Raw genomic sequence first — 14,985 nt, 5'->3', positions numbered from 1 at the left:
AGGGCGGGTCCCCTCCCACTGGAGGGGACCCGCCCTTTCGTCTGGCAGCGGCCGCGCGGCTACTCGTACTCGGGGAACCCCGGGATGACGCCCTCGCCCTCGGACAGCAGCAGGGCCCGGACCTCGTCGAGGGTCGCCTCGGCACTCGGCAGGATCAGCTCGGACGGCTCCAGCGAGTCGTCCGCCAGCCGGGTGCCGTACTGCTTCACGGCGCCCAGCAGCTTGCCGTAGGCCTGCCGGAAGCTGTCCTCATCGCCCGACTCCACAGCGGTGAGCAGCTCGTCGTCGAGCTGGTTGAGCAGGTTCAGGTGGTCCTCGCCCACCTCGTACTGCCCCTCACCCATGACCCTCATGATCATGCTGCGCTTCTCCTGGTTCGTGGGTGCGTTCAGCTCACTTGTTGTAGTTGATGCGCGGGGTGTCCTGCGGGTGGGCGTCCTGCGGCTGCTGAGCCGGCTTGCCCTGCTCGATCGCGGCCGGACCGGCGGCGGGGCCACCGGACAGCTCGGCCTTCATCCGGGCCAGCTCCAGCTCGACGTCGGAACCGCCGGCCACCCGCTCCAGCTCGGCCTCGATGTCGTCCTTGCGGCCGAGACCGCTGGCGTCGTCGAGCGCGCCGGAGGCCAGCAGCTCGTCGATCGCACCGGCCCGGGCCTGCATCTGCGCCGTCTTGTCCTCGGCACGCTGGATCGCCAGGCCGACGTCGCCCATCTCCTCCGAGATGCCGGAGAAGGACTCGGCGATGCGGGTCTGGGCCTGCGCCGCGGTGTAGGTGGCCTTGATGGTCTCCTTCTTGGTGCGGAAGGCGTCCACCTTGGCCTGGAGGCGCTGGGAGGCGAGGGTGAGCTTCTCCTCCTCAGCCTGCAGGGCCTGGTACTGCGTCTCCAGATCGTTGATCTGGGACTGCATGTTGGCCTTGCGGGTCAGCGCCTCGCGCGCAAGGTCCTCGCGGCCGAGGGACAGCGCCTTGCGGCCCTGGTCCTCGTACTTCGCGGACTGCTGCTGGAGCTGGGTCAGCTGGAGTTCCAGGCGCTTGCGCGAGGTCGCGACGTCCGCCACGCCACGCCGTACCTTCTGCAGCAGTTCGAGCTGCTTCTGGTACGAGTAGTCGAGCGTCTCACGCGGATCCTCCGCCCGGTCCAAGGCCTTGTTCGCCTTGGAGCGGAAGATCAGCCCCATACGCTTCATGATTCCGTCGCTCATGGGCCTCGGGTGCCCCCTTCTCCGGCCTGCGGTCTTAAATCTCGTTACCAGACACGACGAGTGTATGTGCAGCGAGCCCATCGCCGCAGTGCACCTGCCTGCAACAAGACTGCTACAGCGACCAGCGTCGGATCCTCATCCCCCGGGTGGATCCGCTTCTCATCCTCCCCATAGTCCATCCGATTGATCCCCTACGGGAAGAGCCCGGGCGACCCGGGTCGGGACACGACCGGACGGATCGATATGCGTTTGGGTCCGAGGGGACCCGTGGTCGCGGCCGCGCACCCCGTACGCTGGTGGTGTGTTCCGACGCCGTTCAGATGATGCCGCCGCCTCCGCCACCGTGCTGGAGGACGAGACGCCCCAGGTCCGCGACCCGCAGGCCAAGAAGGGCCGACCCACCCCCAAGCGCAGTGAGGCCGAGGCCAGCCGGCGCACCCGGGTGACCGTGCCCAAGGACCGCAAGGAGGCCTCCCGCCAGGCCCGCGACCGGATGCGGGTCGAGCGCGAGAAGCAGCGCCAGGCGCTGATCGACGGCGACGAGCGCCACCTGCCGGCCCGTGACAAGGGCCCGGTGCGCAAGTTCGCCCGCGACTACGTGGACTCCCGCTGGTCGCTCGCCGAGTTCTTCCTGCCGGCCGCCGTGGTCATCCTGGTGCTCAGCATCGTCAAGGTGCCGGCCCTGCAGCTGCTGTCCACGCTGCTGTTCCTGCTGTTCTTCGTCCTGGTCATCCTGGACTTCGTCCGCCTCGGCTTCGGCCTGCGCAAGCAGCTCGCCGAGCGCTTCGCCGGGCAGAACACCCGCGGCACCGTCGCCTACGGCGTCATGCGCACCCTGCAGATGCGCCGGCTGCGCCTGCCCAAGCCGCAGGTGCGGCGCGGAGAGAAGCCCTGACCGCCGAACCGGTGGACTCCGGCTGGGCCCCGCCGTCCTGGGAGGGGCCCGGCCTCTACGCACTTCCCGGACAGGGCAGCGGGCTCCCCGGTCAGGGGGGCGGCGGCCACGACCGGCTCGGCCAGGAGCGCAAGCTGCCCTCCCGCAGCGGCTCCTTCGCCGGCGGCACCGGCGCCTGGCTCGACCGGCTCGGCGGACTGCGCGACTTCGTCCGGCAGGAGCTGGTCTCCCGGCAGCTCGCCGAGCAGCTGGCCGGCCGCACCGGGCAGCGCGTCCTCGACATCGGCTGCGGGCAGGGCACCCAGGCCCTGCGGCTGGCCCGGGCGGGACACTACGTCACCGGGATCGACTCCGACCCGGTCGCGCTCGGCGTCGCCCAGGGGGCGCTCGCCGAGGAGCCGCCCGAGGTGCGCGGCCGGATGCAGCTGCTCAGCGGCGACAGCCACCAGTGCGGGCGCTGGTTCGGCCCGCGCAGCTTCGACGTGGTGCTCTGCCACGGCGTCCTGATGTACCTGCCCGACCCCGATCCGATGATCGCCTCGCTGGCCCGGCTGCTGGCGCCCGGCGGGCTGCTCTCGCTGCTGGTCCGCAACCGCGACGCGCTGGCGCTGCGGCCCGCCGCCGCCGGGGACTGGCGGGCCACCCTGCACGCCTTCGAGAGCGACCGGTACTACAACCGGCTCGGGCTGGCCGCCCGCGCCGACCGGCTCGCCGACCTGACCGTCACCCTCTCCGAGGTGTCGGTGCCGCTGCGGCACTGGTACGGCGTCCGGGTCTTCACCGACAACGCCCCCGACGACGCGGCCCCGCCGGTGGACGGGCGGCAGCTGGCCCAGCTGCTGGAGGCCGAGGACCGGGCCGCCCGCACCGACCCGTACCGGCAGGTCGCGGCGCTGCTGCACGTGTTCGGGGCGAAGTAGCGGTCACTCGCCCGCTCGTGCGGGGATCAGCCCCGCGGCGAGGTCAGCCCTCGTGCAGGCTCATCCCGTAGATCTTGGTGCCGTCCTCCAGCAGGACCGCGGTGTCCACGCCCTCCTCGGCGAGCTGCTTCCAGGTCTCCCCGATCCAGGTCTCGGCGTCCCCCTGGCCGGCGAACTCCTCCTGGGCCAGGCTCGGCGTCACCGCAGTGCCGTCCGTCTTCTCGTACCGCCACGTCCAGACCATGCCCGGCTCCTCCCACTGACGCTGCCTGCTGTGTGCTGCGCACCATAGCCTGCCCGGCCCGATCTTCCGTATGCCTGTCGGGCAGGATGGACGGCATGGCGACCCACCCCCCGCTCCCCCGCACGCTGCTGCTCGGCGGCGCGCGCTCCGGCAAGTCCACCCGCGCCGAGCAGCTGCTCGGCGCGCACCCCGACGTCCTGTACGTGGCCACCGGCGGGACCAGGGACGGCGACGCCGAGTGGGCCCAGCGGGTCGAGCTGCACCGGGTGCGCCGCCCGGCCGGCTGGCGCACCGCCGAGACCTGCGACCTGGAGGCCGTGCTGGCCGACGACGCGGACCGGGCGCCGGTGCTGATCGACTGTCTGGCGCTGTGGCTGACCGCCGTGATGGACGAGTGCGGGGCCTGGGACGACGCCACCTGGGCGGCCGGCGGCGAGGCCGCGGTGCAGCGCCGCTGCGAGGCACTGGCCGTGGCCTGGGCGAACACCTCGCGGACCGCCGTCGCGGTGAGCAACGAGGTCGGCATGGGCGTGGTGCCGGCCACCGCCGCCGGACGGCGGTTCCGGGACACCCTGGGCCGGCTCAACATGGCCGTGGCGGACGCCTCGGAGCGGGTGCAGCTGGTCGTCGCCGGACAGGTTCTGACGGTCAAGCCGAGCCCGCACACCTGCGGCGTGTAGCCTTCCGGACGATGGACACGACCGTGGATCTCGATACGTTCTCCTCGCTCGTCGAGCGCCCCGACGACAGCGCCCGGCGGGCCGCCGAGGAACGCTGGCAGGAAGCCGGGCGGCCGCGTGGCGGCCTCGGCAAGCTGGAGGAGCTGGGCAGCTGGCTGTCGTCCGTACAGGGGCGTTCCCCGGTGCGGCCGGTCTCGGCGCCCAAGGTGCTGCTGTTCGCCGCCGACCACGGCGTGGCCGCGCTCGGCGTCTCCCGGCTGCCCGCCGCCGGCGGCACCGCGGCCCGGGTGCGGGCCGTGCTCGACGGCAGCGCCCCGGTGGCCCGACTGGCCTCGCGCTACGGCGCCGAACTGCGGGTGGTCGACGTCGCGGTGGACGTCGACCCGGCGGACTTCCCGGACGAGGTGGTCGCCCACCGGATCCGGCGCGGTTCCGGCCGGATCGACGTCGAGGACGCGCTCACCCCGGAGGAGACCGTCCGGGCCTTCCGGGCCGGCATGGCGGTGGCCGACGAGGAGGCCGACTCCGGCACCGACCTGGTGCTGCTCGGCGACCTCGGGGTCGGCTCCACCACGGTGGCCGCCGTCCTGGTCGGCGCGCTGTGCGGGACGGACGCGGCGGCGGTGTGCGGGCGCGGCTCGGGCATCGACGACCGGGTCTGGATGGTCAAGTGCGCCACCGTCCGGGACTCGCTGCGGCGGGCCCGGCCGGTGCTCGGCGACCAGCTGGCGCTGCTCGGCGCCACCGGCGGGGCCGACTTCGCGGCGATCACCGGCTTCCTGCTCCAGGCCGCCGTCCGCCGACTGCCGGTGGTGCTGGACGGCGTGGTCTCCTCGGCCTGCGCGCTGGTCGCGCAGCGGATCGCCTTCCGGGCGCCGGAGTGGTGGCGGGCCGGGCAGTCCAGCGGTGAGCCGGCCCAGGCGAAGGCGTACGACCGGCTGACCCTGACGCCGCTGCAGGACCAGGGGATCACGGTGGGCGAGGGCGTCGGCGCGGTGCTCGCGCTGCCGCTGCTCCAGGCGGCGGGCGACGCGCTCGCGGACGAGGCACCGCGGCCGTTCGTGCCGTCGGCGCCGAAGGAGCAGCCGAAGCTGCCGTCGGCGGCCGATCTGTTGCGGCGGCTCTAGACCCGGTCCGGCCCGCGCGGTTCCCCGCGCCCCCGTCGGGGCGCGGGGATTCTGTTTGCCCGGGTGCGGCCCGGGCGGGCGCGGGGTTTCTGTCGGTGCGGTTCGGGTGTGCTGGAGGAGTGGGAGCGATGGCCGGCGGCGGCGAGCGGGCGACGTGGGGCGAGGGGCTGCGGTTCGCGTTCGGGACGCTGTCGGTGCTGCGGGTGCGGGTGGAGCGCTGGGACCGGGCGGCGGGGGGCCGGGCGATGACGGCGGCTCCGGTGGTCGGGGCGGTGCTGGGCGGGATCGCGGCCGTCGTCGGGGCCCTGGTGGCCTGGCGGGCGGGCGGATCGCTCGGTGCGGTGGCGGCGGTCGGGGTGCTGGCCGCGCTGACCAGGGGTCTGCACCTGGACGGCCTGGCGGACGTCGCCGACGGGCTGGGCAGCGGCAAGCCGGCCGAGGACGCGCTGCGGATCATGAAGCAGTCCGACATCGGCCCGTTCGGCGTCCTGACCCTGCTGCTGGTGCTGCTGGCCCAGGTCGCCGCGCTGGCCGGTCAGTTCGGGCACTCGACGACGCGCGGCGCGCTCGCGGTGCTCGCCTCGGCGGTGTCCGCGCGCTGCGCGCTCGCCTGGGGCTGTCGGCGGTCGGTGCCGGCCGCCCGCCCGGGTGGGCTCGGGGCGATGGTGGCGGGCACCGTCACACCCGCCGGGGCCGCGGCCGGGACGGCCCTCGCCGCGCTCGCCCTGGCCGCGGTCGGAGCGTTCGACGGCTGGTCAGCCCTTCGTCTCCCCTTGGCCGTTGTGCTCGGCCTCGGTTGCGCCCGGCTGCTGCTCGGGCGGTGTGTCGGCCGGTTCGGCGGGATCACCGGGGACGTGCTCGGCGCGATGGCGGAGACCGCCGCGACCGGGACGCTGATCGCCCTGGCGTTGCTCGGCTGACACCGGGCGGCGCGTGATACCAGCATGCGGACTACCATGCGTGAAGCACCGCAGCCCTGCACCGTCGCAGGTCCTGCCCGCCCGGCGCACCGAGGAGCCGGGTCCTCTGGTGTGCGCGGCCGCTCCGGCGGACGCGCGCGCCAGGGGGCCCGGACCCGCAGGGCCCGTCGGACGGACGGTCCTTGACGGCGGGCTGCGCCGGTTCGGCAGTCACGCCGCGACCGGCCGTGGACCCCGAAAGAACAGGACGCATTACGTGACTGCATTGTCTGTGAGCACCTCCTCCGCCGCCTCCCTGCGCGCGGACGCCCTGGTGGTCGGTGTCGCGAAGGGCCCCAAGGGCATTGTGCTGGCCCCCGGCGCCGAGGCCGTCAACGAGGCGTTCGAGGGCAAGCTGGCCGAGATCCTCGGCACCCTGGGCGCGACCGGCGCCGAGGGCGAGACCGCCAAGGTGGCCTCCCCCGCCGGCCTGAAGGCCGCGCTCGTGCTCGCGGTCGGCCTCGGCGAGGCCCCCGAGACCGGCTACGACCTGGAGACGCTGCGCCGCGCCGCCGGTGTCGCCGCCCGCACCCTGGCCGGCGTCAAGAAGGCCGCGCTGGCCCTGCCGGTCGAGTCCGCGGAGGAGGTCGAGGCGGTCGCGCTGGGCGGCCTGCTCGGCTCGTACTCCTACGGCACGTACAAGGCCAACGGCGCCGGCAAGGAGCCGGTCGGCGAGCTGGTCGTGCTGACCGCCCGCAAGGGCAGCAAGGACGCCAAGGCCGCCGTGGAGCGGGCCGCCGCGATCGGCGAGGAGATGAACCGCGCCCGCGACCTGGTCAACGCCGCGCCGAACGACCTGAACCCGAAGAGCTTCGCCGCGATCGCCCAGGCGGCCGGCAAGGAGCACGGCCTCAAGGTCGAGGTGCTGGACGAGAAGGCGCTGACCAAGGGCGGCTTCGGCGGCCTGCTGGGCGTCGGCACCGGCTCGGCCAACCCGCCGCGGCTGGTGAAGGTGGCCTACACCCACCCGAAGGCGAAGGCCTCGCTGGCGTTCATCGGCAAGGGCATCACCTACGACTCGGGCGGCATCTCGCTGAAGCCGGCCGGCCACAACGAGACCATGAAGTGCGACATGGCCGGCGCCGCCGCCGTGTTCGCCGCCGTGGTCGCCGCCAAGCGGCTCGGCCTGGTCGTCAACGTGACCGCCTGGCTGGCGCTGGCCGAGAACATGCCGTCCGGCACCGCCACCCGCCCGGGTGACGTGCTGCGCATGTACGGCGGCAAGACCGTCGAGGTCCTGAACACCGACGCCGAGGGCCGCCTGGTGCTGGCCGACGCGATCGTGAAGGCCGGCGAGGAGAACCCGGACGTCATCGTCGACGTGGCGACCCTGACCGGCGCCATGGTGCTGGCCCTGGGCACCCGCACCTTCGGCGTGATGGCCAACAACGACGAGCTGCGCGAGAACCTGCACACCCTCGCGGGCGAGGTCGGCGAGCAGTCCTGGCCGATGCCGCTGCCGGCCGAGCTGAAGAAGGGCATGACCGACTCGACCATCGCCGACCTGGCGAACATGGGCGAGCGGATGGGCGGCGGCCTGGTGGCCGGTCTGTTCCTGAAGGAGTTCGTGGCCGAGGGCATCGACTGGGCGCACCTGGACATCGCCGGCCCGGCGTTCCACGAGAGCGCCCCGTTCGGCTACACCCCGAAGGGCGGCACCGCGAGCGCGGTGCGCACCCTGGTCCGGTTCGCGGAGCAGACCGCGGCCAACGGCAAGGCCTGATCCTCCGGCCCTGAGCCCGTGACGGGGGCCCGGCGCGTGTGCGCCGGGCCCCCGTCGGCGTTCCCGGAGGGTTACCGGCGAGTAGACCCGAACACCCCACCGCACCCTTGTTCGCCACGGGCGAAACTTTGTTCCGCACTGCGGAAGAGGCGGCCCCGAACACCGCGGAAGACGCCCGTCCGGCGGCTGTCAACAGGGCCTTGAGCTGCAATGATGCCCTTCCGTCGGGGGTGTTCCCGCCCCGGTGACCACTCCGTGGACCACCCCTGGGGTGGACCCGGACATCAGCTACCGCGAACAAGTGCGAAGATGTATTTCCGGCACGACTGGGCGCCCCACAAAGGCTTCCGACCCACCGGACCGCGACCGGCCCGGCGACCCACCCCATTGCATGGAGGACGTGACGTGGCGAACGACGCCAGCACCGTTTTCGACGTAGTCATTCTCGGAGGCGGAAGCGGCGGTTACGCCGCGGCGCTCCGCGCCGCTCAGCTGGGTCTGAGCGTCGCCCTGGTCGAGAAGGGTGAGCTGGGCGGCACCTGCCTGCACCGCGGCTGCATCCCGACCAAGGCCCTGCTGCACGCCGCCGAGATCGCGGACGAGACGAAGGAGGCCGCCGAGTTCGGCGTGCTGGCCACCTTCCAGGGCATCGACATCAACGGCGTCCACAAGTACAAGGACGACGTCATCGCCGGCCTGTACAAGGGCCTCCAGGGCCTGGTGGCGTCCCGCAAGGTCACCTTCATCCAGGGCGCGGGCAAGCTCTCCTCGCAGACCTCGGTCGACGTGAACGGCCAGCGCATCGAAGGCCGCCACATCGTGCTGGCCACCGGTTCGGTGCCGCGCTCGATCCCGGGCCTGGAGATCGACGGCAACCGCGTGATCTCCTCCGACCACGCCCTGAAGCTCGACCGGATCCCGAAGTCGGTCGTCATCCTCGGTGGCGGCGTCATCGGCGTCGAGTTCGCCTCGGTCTGGAAGTCCTTCGGCGTCGAGGTCACCATCGTCGAGGCGCTGCCGCACCTGGTCCCGCTGGAGGACGAGAACTCCTCCAAGCTGCTGGAGCGCGCCTTCCGCAAGCGCGGCATCAAGTTCGAGCTGAAGGCCCGCTTCTCGGGCGTCGAGTACACCGAGTCCGGTGTCCGCGTCTCCACCGAGAACGGCAAGCAGATCGACGCCGACCTGCTGCTCGTCGCCATCGGCCGCGGCCCGGTCTCGGCCGGCCTCGGTTACGAGGAGAACGGCGTCGCGATGGACCGCGGCTACGTCCTGGTCGACGAGTACATGCGCACCAACGTGCCCACCATCTCGGCCGTCGGCGACCTCGCCCCGACCCTGCAGCTCGCCCACGTCGGCTTCGCCGAGGGCATCCTGGTCGCCGAGCGCCTGGCCGGCCTCAAGCCGATGCCGATCGACTACGACGGCGTCCCGCGGGTGACCTACTCCAACCCGGAGGTCGCCTCCGTCGGCATCTCCGAGGCCAAGGCCGTCGAGCTGTACGGCAAGGAGAAGGTCGTCACCCTGAAGTACAACCTGGCCGGCAACGGCAAGAGCAAGATCCTGAAGACCGCCGGCGAGATCAAGCTCGTCCAGGTCAAGGACGGCGCCGTGGTCGGCGTCCACATGGTCGGCGCCCGCATGGGCGAGCAGGTCGGCGAAGCCCAGCTGATCTACAACTGGGAGGCCCTGCCGGCCGAGGTCGCGCAGCTGATCCACGCGCACCCGACCCAGTCCGAGGCCCTGGGCGAGGCGCACCTGGCGCTGGCCGGCAAGCCGCTGCACGCGCACGACTGATCGCGCCCACCACCCCCCCTTTTCCGGTACTTCCCGTACTTCCCGTACGCAAGACTTGATAGGAGTCGCTGAAACCATGGCGGTCTCAGTAACACTGCCCGCGCTGGGCGAGAGCGTTTCCGAGGGCACCGTCACCCGTTGGCTGAAGGCCGAGGGTGAGCGTGTCGAGGTCGACGAGCCGCTGCTCGAGGTCTCGACCGACAAGGTCGACACCGAGATCCCGGCCCCGGCTTCCGGCATCCTCTCCTCGATCAAGGTCGGCGAGGACGAGACCGTCGAGGTCGGCGCCGAGCTGGCGATCATCGACGACGGCACCGGCGCCCCGGTCGCCGCCCCGGCCCCCGTGGTCGAGGCCGCTCCGGCTCCCGTTGCCGCCGCTCCGGCCCCGGTTGCCGCTCCGGCTCCGGTCGCTGCTCCGGCCCCCGTTGCCGCCCCGGCTGCTCCGGCCGCTCCGGCCGGCGACGCCACCCCGGTGCTGCTGCCCGCGCTGGGCGAGTCGGTCACCGAGGGCACCGTCACCCGCTGGCTGAAGGCCGAGGGTGAGACGGTCGAGATCGACGAGCCGCTGCTCGAGGTCTCCACCGACAAGGTCGACACCGAGATCCCGTCGCCGGTCGCCGGTGTCGTCGTCAAGATCCTGGTCGGCGAGGACGAGACCGCCGAGGTCGGCGCCCAGCTCGCGCTGATCGGTGCCCCGGGTGCGGCCGCCGCCGCTCCGGCCCCGGTTGCCGCTCCCGCTCCGGTCGCCGCCCCGGCCCCGGTTGCCCCGGTCGCCGCTCCGGCCCCCGTTGCCGCTCCGGCTCCGGTTGCCGCTCCCGCTCCGGTCGCTGCCCCGGCTCCGGTTGCCCCGGTCGCCGCTCCGGCCCCCGTTGCCGCTCCGGCTCCGGTTGCCGCTCCGGCCCCGGCCGCCGCCCCGGCCGCCCCGGTGGCCGACAGCGGTGACGCCTACGTCACCCCGCTGGTGCGCAAGCTCGCCGCCGAGCACGGCGTGGAGCTGACCTCCGTCGCCGGCACCGGCGTCGGCGGCCGCATCCGCAAGCAGGACGTCATCGCCGCCGCGGAGGCCGCCAAGGCCGCTCCGGCCCCGGTCGCCGCCGCCGCCCCGGCCGCTGCGCCGAAGGCCGCCGCCGCGCCGTCCGCCCTGCGCGGCCAGACGGTCAAGATGACCCGCATGCGCAAGGTCATCGGCGACAACATGATGAAGGCCCTGCACGAGCAGGCCCAGCTGACCAGCGTGGTCGAGGTGGACGTCACCAAGATCATGTCGCTGCGCGCCAAGGCCAAGGAGGGCTTCCTCGCCCGCGAGGGCGTCAAGCTCTCCCCGATGCCGTTCTTCGTGAAGGCCGCCGCCCAGGCCCTGAAGGTCCACGCGGTCGTCAACGCGCGGATCAACGACGCCGAGGGCACCATCACCTACTTCGACACCGAGAACATCGGTATCGCGGTGGACTCCGAGAAGGGTCTGATGACCCCGGTCATCAAGGGTGCGGGCGACCTCAACATCGCCGGCATCTCGAAGAAGACCGCCGAGCTGGCCGCCAAGGTCCGCGACAGCAAGATCACCCCGGACGAGCTGTCCGGTGCGACCTTCACCATCAGCAACACCGGCTCGCGCGGTGCGCTGTTCGACACCGTGATCGTGCCGCCGAACCAGGCCGCCATCCTGGGCATCGGCGCCACCGTCAAGCGCCCGGTCGTCATCGAGGCCGACGGCGGCACCGCCATCGGCATCCGTGACATGACCTACCTCTCGCTCTCCTACGACCACCGCCTGGTGGACGGCGCCGACGCCGCCCGCTACCTGGTCGCGGTCAAGGAGATCCTGGAGGCCGGCGAGTTCGAGGTCGAGCTCGGCCTGTAAGGCACTGCCGCGGAAGTGACTGCGGTCGTACCGGAGCCCCGCGCCGTCCCCGGACAGCGCGGGGCTCCGGCGTTCCCGGGGTGCGGATTCCGCCGGGTCATGGCATGCGTGGAGACGACGGAACAGGGATGCTTGAGCGGTGATGGACGAGACCGACTTCTGGCAGATCATCGACGACACCTGGGAGGCCGCCGACGGCGACCCCGACGAACAGGCCGACAGGCTGGTGGAACAGCTGGTCCAGCTGACCCCGGACGACGTGATCGACTTCGCCCGGCTGTTCGAGGCGCGGTTCCAGCGCGCCTACCGGCACGACCTGTGGGGTGCGGCCAACCTGCTGCTGGGCGGCGCCTCCGAGGACTCCTTCGACTACTTCCGCTGCTGGCTGATCGGCCAGGGCCGGGAGGTCTTCGAGGGCGGGCTGGCCGAGCCGGACGACCTCGCCGACCTGCTGCCCGAGTTCGACGAGGAGGAGGACGGCGAGGCGGAGGACCTCGGCTTCGCCGCCGACGAGGCGTACGAGCAGCTCACCGGGCTGCCGCTGCCCGACGTGGGCGGGCGGCAGCCGGGACGGCCGGCCGGGACGGCGCTGGACTTCGAGGATCCGGACGTGATGGCGAAACGCTTCCCCAAGCTCTGGGAGCGGTACGGGGACTAGGGCCTACCCACCAGGGTTCGTCGCCGCGCCTCAGGTGCTGGTGCCGGGGGAGGCCGCCGAGCCGTCCTGCTTGATCCCCTTGAGGATCTGGTCCAGCACCGAGGCGTCCGGTGCGGCCGGGTCGTCGTCCACACCGCCCTCGAAGACCACGTAGCCGCCGCCCTTGGCCGGGACGGCGGCCAGCAGGACGTACCCCTGGGTGCCGTCCGAGGTGCGGATGTGCCAGCGGGTGGCGTAGCCGAGCACACCGGCGACGCTCACGTAGCCGGAGCCGGAGTCGGTGTGCGAGGTGATCCCGGTGAAGATCGTCCCGGCGTAGGCCGGCATCGCGGCGTCGGAGGCGGCCTTGGGGGTGTCGCCCTGGGCGGTGTCCTTCTGGACCGAGAACTGGCCGCGGATGCAGGAGTTGCCGTCGGCGCAGGTGTAGCGGCCGCTGCCGAGGTAGACGGTGGACTTCGCGGAGTTGGCCCCCGCGTCCCAGCCGTCGAACACCGGGACGGTGATCGCGTGCTGGGGGTCCGGGACGGTGCTCTTGAGGGTGGGGACCGGCTTGGGGGCCGGGACGGTCGGCGTCGGCAGGGTCGGGGTGGGGCTCGGCTGCGGGCTGTCGCTCTGGGTGATGGTGACCGTGGGGTTCGGGGTCGGGCCGGCCTTGTCGTCCCCGCCGTTGTTGACCACCAGTCCGACGACGAGACCGCCGACGGCCAGCACGGCGACCGAGATGCCGACGATCAGGCCGGTCCGGTTCCTGGGGGCGGCCGGCGGCGGGTAGCCGTAGCCGGCGCCCGGGTAGGCCTCCTGGCCGGGGTAGCCGGCCTGGCCCCCCGGGTAGCCGGCCTGGCCCGGGTAGCCGTAGCCGGCGGACTGGACCGCGTCCTGGGCCGGGTAGCCGTAGCCGGGCGAGCCGCTCTGCGCCGGGTAGCCGTAGCCCTGTTGCGGCGGCTGGCCGGCCGGCGGCTGCCAGGGCTGGGTCGGGGCGTCGGCGAGCTGTCCGGCACCGCCCTGGAGCGGCCGGAGCTCGGCGGTCCAGGCGTTGCCGTCCCACCAGCGCTCGTGACCGGGGGTGCCGTCCGCACCGGGGACCGGGTACCACCCGGGAGGCGTCGAGTTGCTCACGGGCGTACGGTACCCGGCGGATCCCCGTCCCAGACAGCGCGGTTACGTCACGACTCTGCACCGCCGGAACTGACGATGCGTCAGTTCGCTTACGGGTTCAGCCGACCAGTCGGCGGGCCATCCACACGTCGTCCACGTACCGTCCGTCGATCAGGAACTCCTCGGTCAGCACGCCCTCGACCGCGAAGCCGCAACTCTCGTACAGCCGACGGGCCGGGGCGTTCCAGCCGAGCACCCGGAGGGTCATCCGGCGGGCGCCGCCGGCCCGGGCCGCCGCACAGGCCGCCTCGACCAGCCGGCGGCCGAGGCCCCGGCCGCGCGCCGAATCGTCCACGGCCAGGCCCTGGATCTGCCGGACGTGCCGGTTGCACTCCAGCGGGGTCGCCGGGACCTGGCGGACGTAGCCGACGACCCGGCCGTCCAGGACGGCGAGCAGGTACTGGTCGGGGGTGTGCCGCTCGTCGAAGACGCCCTCCTCGGCGGACGGCCGCGGGGAGACCTCGGAGAGGGGGGACCAGGTGGCACGGTTGAGCGCGGCGAGTGCGTGCTCGTCCTCGGGGCGGGCCGGGCGGATGATCGGATCGTCTTCGCGGGTCATGGCGCATGATGCTAACGGGGCACATGCGAAAGGTGACGGGCGATAAGAGCTGCGAGGATGGGCCCATGCGCATCGCTGTCACAGGCTCCACGGGTTTGATCGGTTCGGCGCTCGTCCGCTCCCTGCTGGCGGACGGCCACCAGGTGGTCCGGCTGGTCCGGCACCGCTCCAGGACCGGGCCGCAGCCCGACGGCAGCACCGCGATCGGCTGGAACCCGCTGCTCGGCGAGGTCGACCGGGACGGGCTCGCCGGGGTCGGGGCGGTGGTGCACCTGGCCGGCGCCGGGGTCGGCGACCGCCGCTGGACGGACTCCTACAAGCGGGAGATCCGGGAGAGCCGGGTGTACGGCACCGAGACGCTCGCCGTCGCGCTGGCGGCGCTCAAGGAGCCGCCGAAGGTGCTGCTGAGCGCCTCCGCGGTCGGCTGGTACGGGCAGACCGGCGACCAGGTGATCGACGAGGACTCCCCCGCCGGGGACGACTTCCTGGCCGAGGTCTGCGTGCAGTGGGAGGCGGCCGCCCGGCCGGCCGAGCGGGCCGGGATCCGGGTCGTCCACCCACGCACCGGGATGGTGCTCTCCGCCGCGGGCGGTGCGGGCGGACGGCTGTTCCCGCTGTTCAAGCTGGGACTGGGCGGCCGGCTCGGCAGCGGACGGCAGTACTGGAGCTACCTCTCGCTGGCCGACGAGGTGGCGGCGCTGCGCTTCCTGCTCGACCGGGACGACCTCTCCGGCGCCTTCAACCTCACCGCGCCGGAGCCGGCCACCAACGCCGAGCTGACCGCCGCGCTCGGCCGGGCGCTGCGGCGGCCGACGCCGTTCCCGGTGCCCGAGGCCGTGCTCAAGGCGGTACTCGGGGAGCTGGCGGTCGAGGTGGTCGGCAGCCACCGGGTGGTGCCGCGGCGACTGTTGGAGGCGGGCTTCCGGTTCGCGCACCCGGACCTGGACTCGGTGGTGCGGGCGGCGCTGTGACACCCCGTGAGGTCTGAGGCCTCCTGGGGCGCGGTGCTCGGGTGGGTCCGGTGACGCGCGCATGGGGTCCGGTGACGCGCGGGCGGGGTCCGGGAGGCCGCCGGGAACGGTGGTGCGACCCCTCCGGTGACCCTGCGACGCAGCGTTCTGCGTAGTCCCCGTACGGCATTCGCCCTGGCCAGGGGCATATGCCGGGCGGGGGTCGGAGGGGCCCGGGGAGGGGCTTGGAGAGGGGG

General features: G+C 73.1%; 14 protein-coding genes and 1 pseudogene. 10 read left to right on the top strand and 5 right to left on the bottom strand.

All coding sequences use genetic code 11. The features are described 5' to 3' along the window. Positions 1-59: 59 nt before the first annotated feature. Positions 60-359 (bottom strand): hypothetical protein, encoded by a 300-nt coding sequence (locus ACIP4P_RS14295; protein WP_350515882.1) that lies wholly within the window; start codon positions 357-359, stop codon positions 60-62. 34 nt (positions 360-393) lie between these two features. Continuing rightward, positions 394-1,203 carry a PspA/IM30 family protein gene (locus ACIP4P_RS14290; protein WP_350515881.1) on the bottom strand — a complete coding sequence of 270 codons (810 nt, stop codon included), beginning with the start codon at positions 1,201-1,203 and terminating at the stop codon, positions 394-396. 301 nt (positions 1,204-1,504) lie between these two features. Between ACIP4P_RS14290 and ACIP4P_RS14285 the strand changes: the two genes are divergently transcribed. Further along, positions 1,505-2,098 (top strand): DUF3043 domain-containing protein, encoded by a 594-nt coding sequence (locus ACIP4P_RS14285; RefSeq protein ID WP_350515880.1) that lies wholly within the window; start codon positions 1,505-1,507, stop codon positions 2,096-2,098. 197 nt (positions 2,099-2,295) lie between these two features. Beyond that, the gene (locus ACIP4P_RS14280) at positions 2,296-3,018 is read left to right on the top strand and encodes a methyltransferase domain-containing protein (RefSeq protein WP_350515914.1); all 723 of its coding nucleotides are present in this window, start codon (positions 2,296-2,298) and stop codon (positions 3,016-3,018) included. Positions 3,019-3,061: 43 nt separating this feature from the next. On the opposite strand, the gene ACIP4P_RS14275 is transcribed toward ACIP4P_RS14280, so the two are convergent. Beyond that, a complete protein-coding gene (locus tag ACIP4P_RS14275) occupies positions 3,062-3,262 on the bottom strand; it encodes a hypothetical protein (RefSeq protein WP_350515879.1) in 201 nt (66 codons plus the stop codon). 107 nt (positions 3,263-3,369) lie between these two features. On the opposite strand from ACIP4P_RS14275, the pseudogene cobU reads away from it, so the two are divergent. From cobU to ACIP4P_RS14240, 7 genes and pseudogenes are all read left to right on the top strand, one after another. After that, positions 3,370-3,942, top strand: a pseudogene (gene cobU / locus ACIP4P_RS14270) (bifunctional adenosylcobinamide kinase/adenosylcobinamide-phosphate guanylyltransferase); the annotation flags it as partial. A gap of 11 nt (positions 3,943-3,953) precedes the next feature. Further along, positions 3,954-5,069 carry a nicotinate-nucleotide--dimethylbenzimidazole phosphoribosyltransferase gene (locus ACIP4P_RS14265; protein WP_400917745.1) on the top strand — a complete coding sequence of 372 codons (1,116 nt, stop codon included), beginning with the start codon at positions 3,954-3,956 and terminating at the stop codon, positions 5,067-5,069. 128 nt (positions 5,070-5,197) lie between these two features. Continuing rightward, entirely contained in the window at positions 5,198-5,989 is a 792-nt protein-coding gene (locus ACIP4P_RS14260) for an adenosylcobinamide-GDP ribazoletransferase (protein WP_400917743.1), read from the top strand. A 256-nt stretch (positions 5,990-6,245) separates the two neighbouring features. Further along, the gene (locus ACIP4P_RS14255) at positions 6,246-7,751 is read left to right on the top strand and encodes a leucyl aminopeptidase (RefSeq protein ID WP_400917741.1); all 1,506 of its coding nucleotides are present in this window, start codon (positions 6,246-6,248) and stop codon (positions 7,749-7,751) included. 405 nt (positions 7,752-8,156) lie between these two features. Beyond that, a complete protein-coding gene (gene lpdA / locus ACIP4P_RS14250) occupies positions 8,157-9,545 on the top strand; it encodes a dihydrolipoyl dehydrogenase (protein ID WP_350515875.1) in 1,389 nt (462 codons plus the stop codon). A 76-nt stretch (positions 9,546-9,621) separates the two neighbouring features. Then, a complete protein-coding gene (sucB, locus tag ACIP4P_RS14245) occupies positions 9,622-11,406 on the top strand; it encodes a 2-oxoglutarate dehydrogenase, E2 component, dihydrolipoamide succinyltransferase (protein WP_400917739.1) in 1,785 nt (594 codons plus the stop codon). 142 nt (positions 11,407-11,548) lie between these two features. Further along, a complete protein-coding gene (locus ACIP4P_RS14240) occupies positions 11,549-12,064 on the top strand; it encodes a DUF4240 domain-containing protein (protein WP_350515873.1) in 516 nt (171 codons plus the stop codon). 30 nt (positions 12,065-12,094) lie between these two features. Here the strand turns inward: ACIP4P_RS14240 and ACIP4P_RS14235 are convergent, their stop codons facing one another. Beyond that, positions 12,095-13,180 (bottom strand): DUF2510 domain-containing protein, encoded by a 1,086-nt coding sequence (locus tag ACIP4P_RS14235; RefSeq protein ID WP_400917737.1) that lies wholly within the window; start codon positions 13,178-13,180, stop codon positions 12,095-12,097. A gap of 97 nt (positions 13,181-13,277) precedes the next feature. Next, on the bottom strand, positions 13,278-13,778 hold the full coding sequence (locus tag ACIP4P_RS14230; protein ID WP_400917735.1) for a GNAT family N-acetyltransferase: 501 nt from the start codon (positions 13,776-13,778) through the stop codon (positions 13,278-13,280). 65 nt (positions 13,779-13,843) lie between these two features. On the opposite strand from ACIP4P_RS14230, the gene ACIP4P_RS14225 reads away from it, so the two are divergent. Then, entirely contained in the window at positions 13,844-14,749 is a 906-nt protein-coding gene (locus ACIP4P_RS14225; protein ID WP_400917733.1) for a TIGR01777 family oxidoreductase, read from the top strand. Positions 14,750-14,985 lie beyond the last annotated feature (236 nt).

This window comes from Kitasatospora sp. NPDC089509 (genome assembly GCF_044749365.1).
Lineage (GTDB): Bacteria > Actinomycetota > Actinomycetes > Streptomycetales > Streptomycetaceae > Kitasatospora.
Note: the sequence above shows the minus strand (reverse complement) of the source record. Positions and strands in the feature narration are given on the sequence as shown.

Excerpts from the sequence above, each read along its gene's own strand:
- ACIP4P_RS14265 (WP_400917745.1), top strand. The coding sequence starts at position 3,954 with ATGGACACGACCGTGGATCTCGATACGTTCTCCTCGCTCGTCGAGCGC.
- ACIP4P_RS14225 (WP_400917733.1), top strand. The coding sequence starts at position 13,844 with ATGCGCATCGCTGTCACAGGCTCCACGGGTTTGATCGGTTCGGCGCTC.
- ACIP4P_RS14240 (WP_350515873.1), top strand. The coding sequence starts at position 11,549 with ATGGACGAGACCGACTTCTGGCAGATCATCGACGACACCTGGGAGGCC.
- ACIP4P_RS14230 (WP_400917735.1), bottom strand. The coding sequence starts at position 13,778 with ATGACCCGCGAAGACGATCCGATCATCCGCCCGGCCCGCCCCGAGGAC.
- ACIP4P_RS14275 (WP_350515879.1), bottom strand. The coding sequence starts at position 3,262 with ATGGTCTGGACGTGGCGGTACGAGAAGACGGACGGCACTGCGGTGACG.
- ACIP4P_RS14290 (WP_350515881.1), bottom strand. The coding sequence starts at position 1,203 with ATGAGCGACGGAATCATGAAGCGTATGGGGCTGATCTTCCGCTCCAAG.
- sucB (WP_400917739.1), top strand. The coding sequence starts at position 9,622 with ATGGCGGTCTCAGTAACACTGCCCGCGCTGGGCGAGAGCGTTTCCGAG.
- ACIP4P_RS14295 (WP_350515882.1), bottom strand. The coding sequence starts at position 359 with ATGATCATGAGGGTCATGGGTGAGGGGCAGTACGAGGTGGGCGAGGAC.
- ACIP4P_RS14260 (WP_400917743.1), top strand. The coding sequence starts at position 5,198 with ATGGCCGGCGGCGGCGAGCGGGCGACGTGGGGCGAGGGGCTGCGGTTC.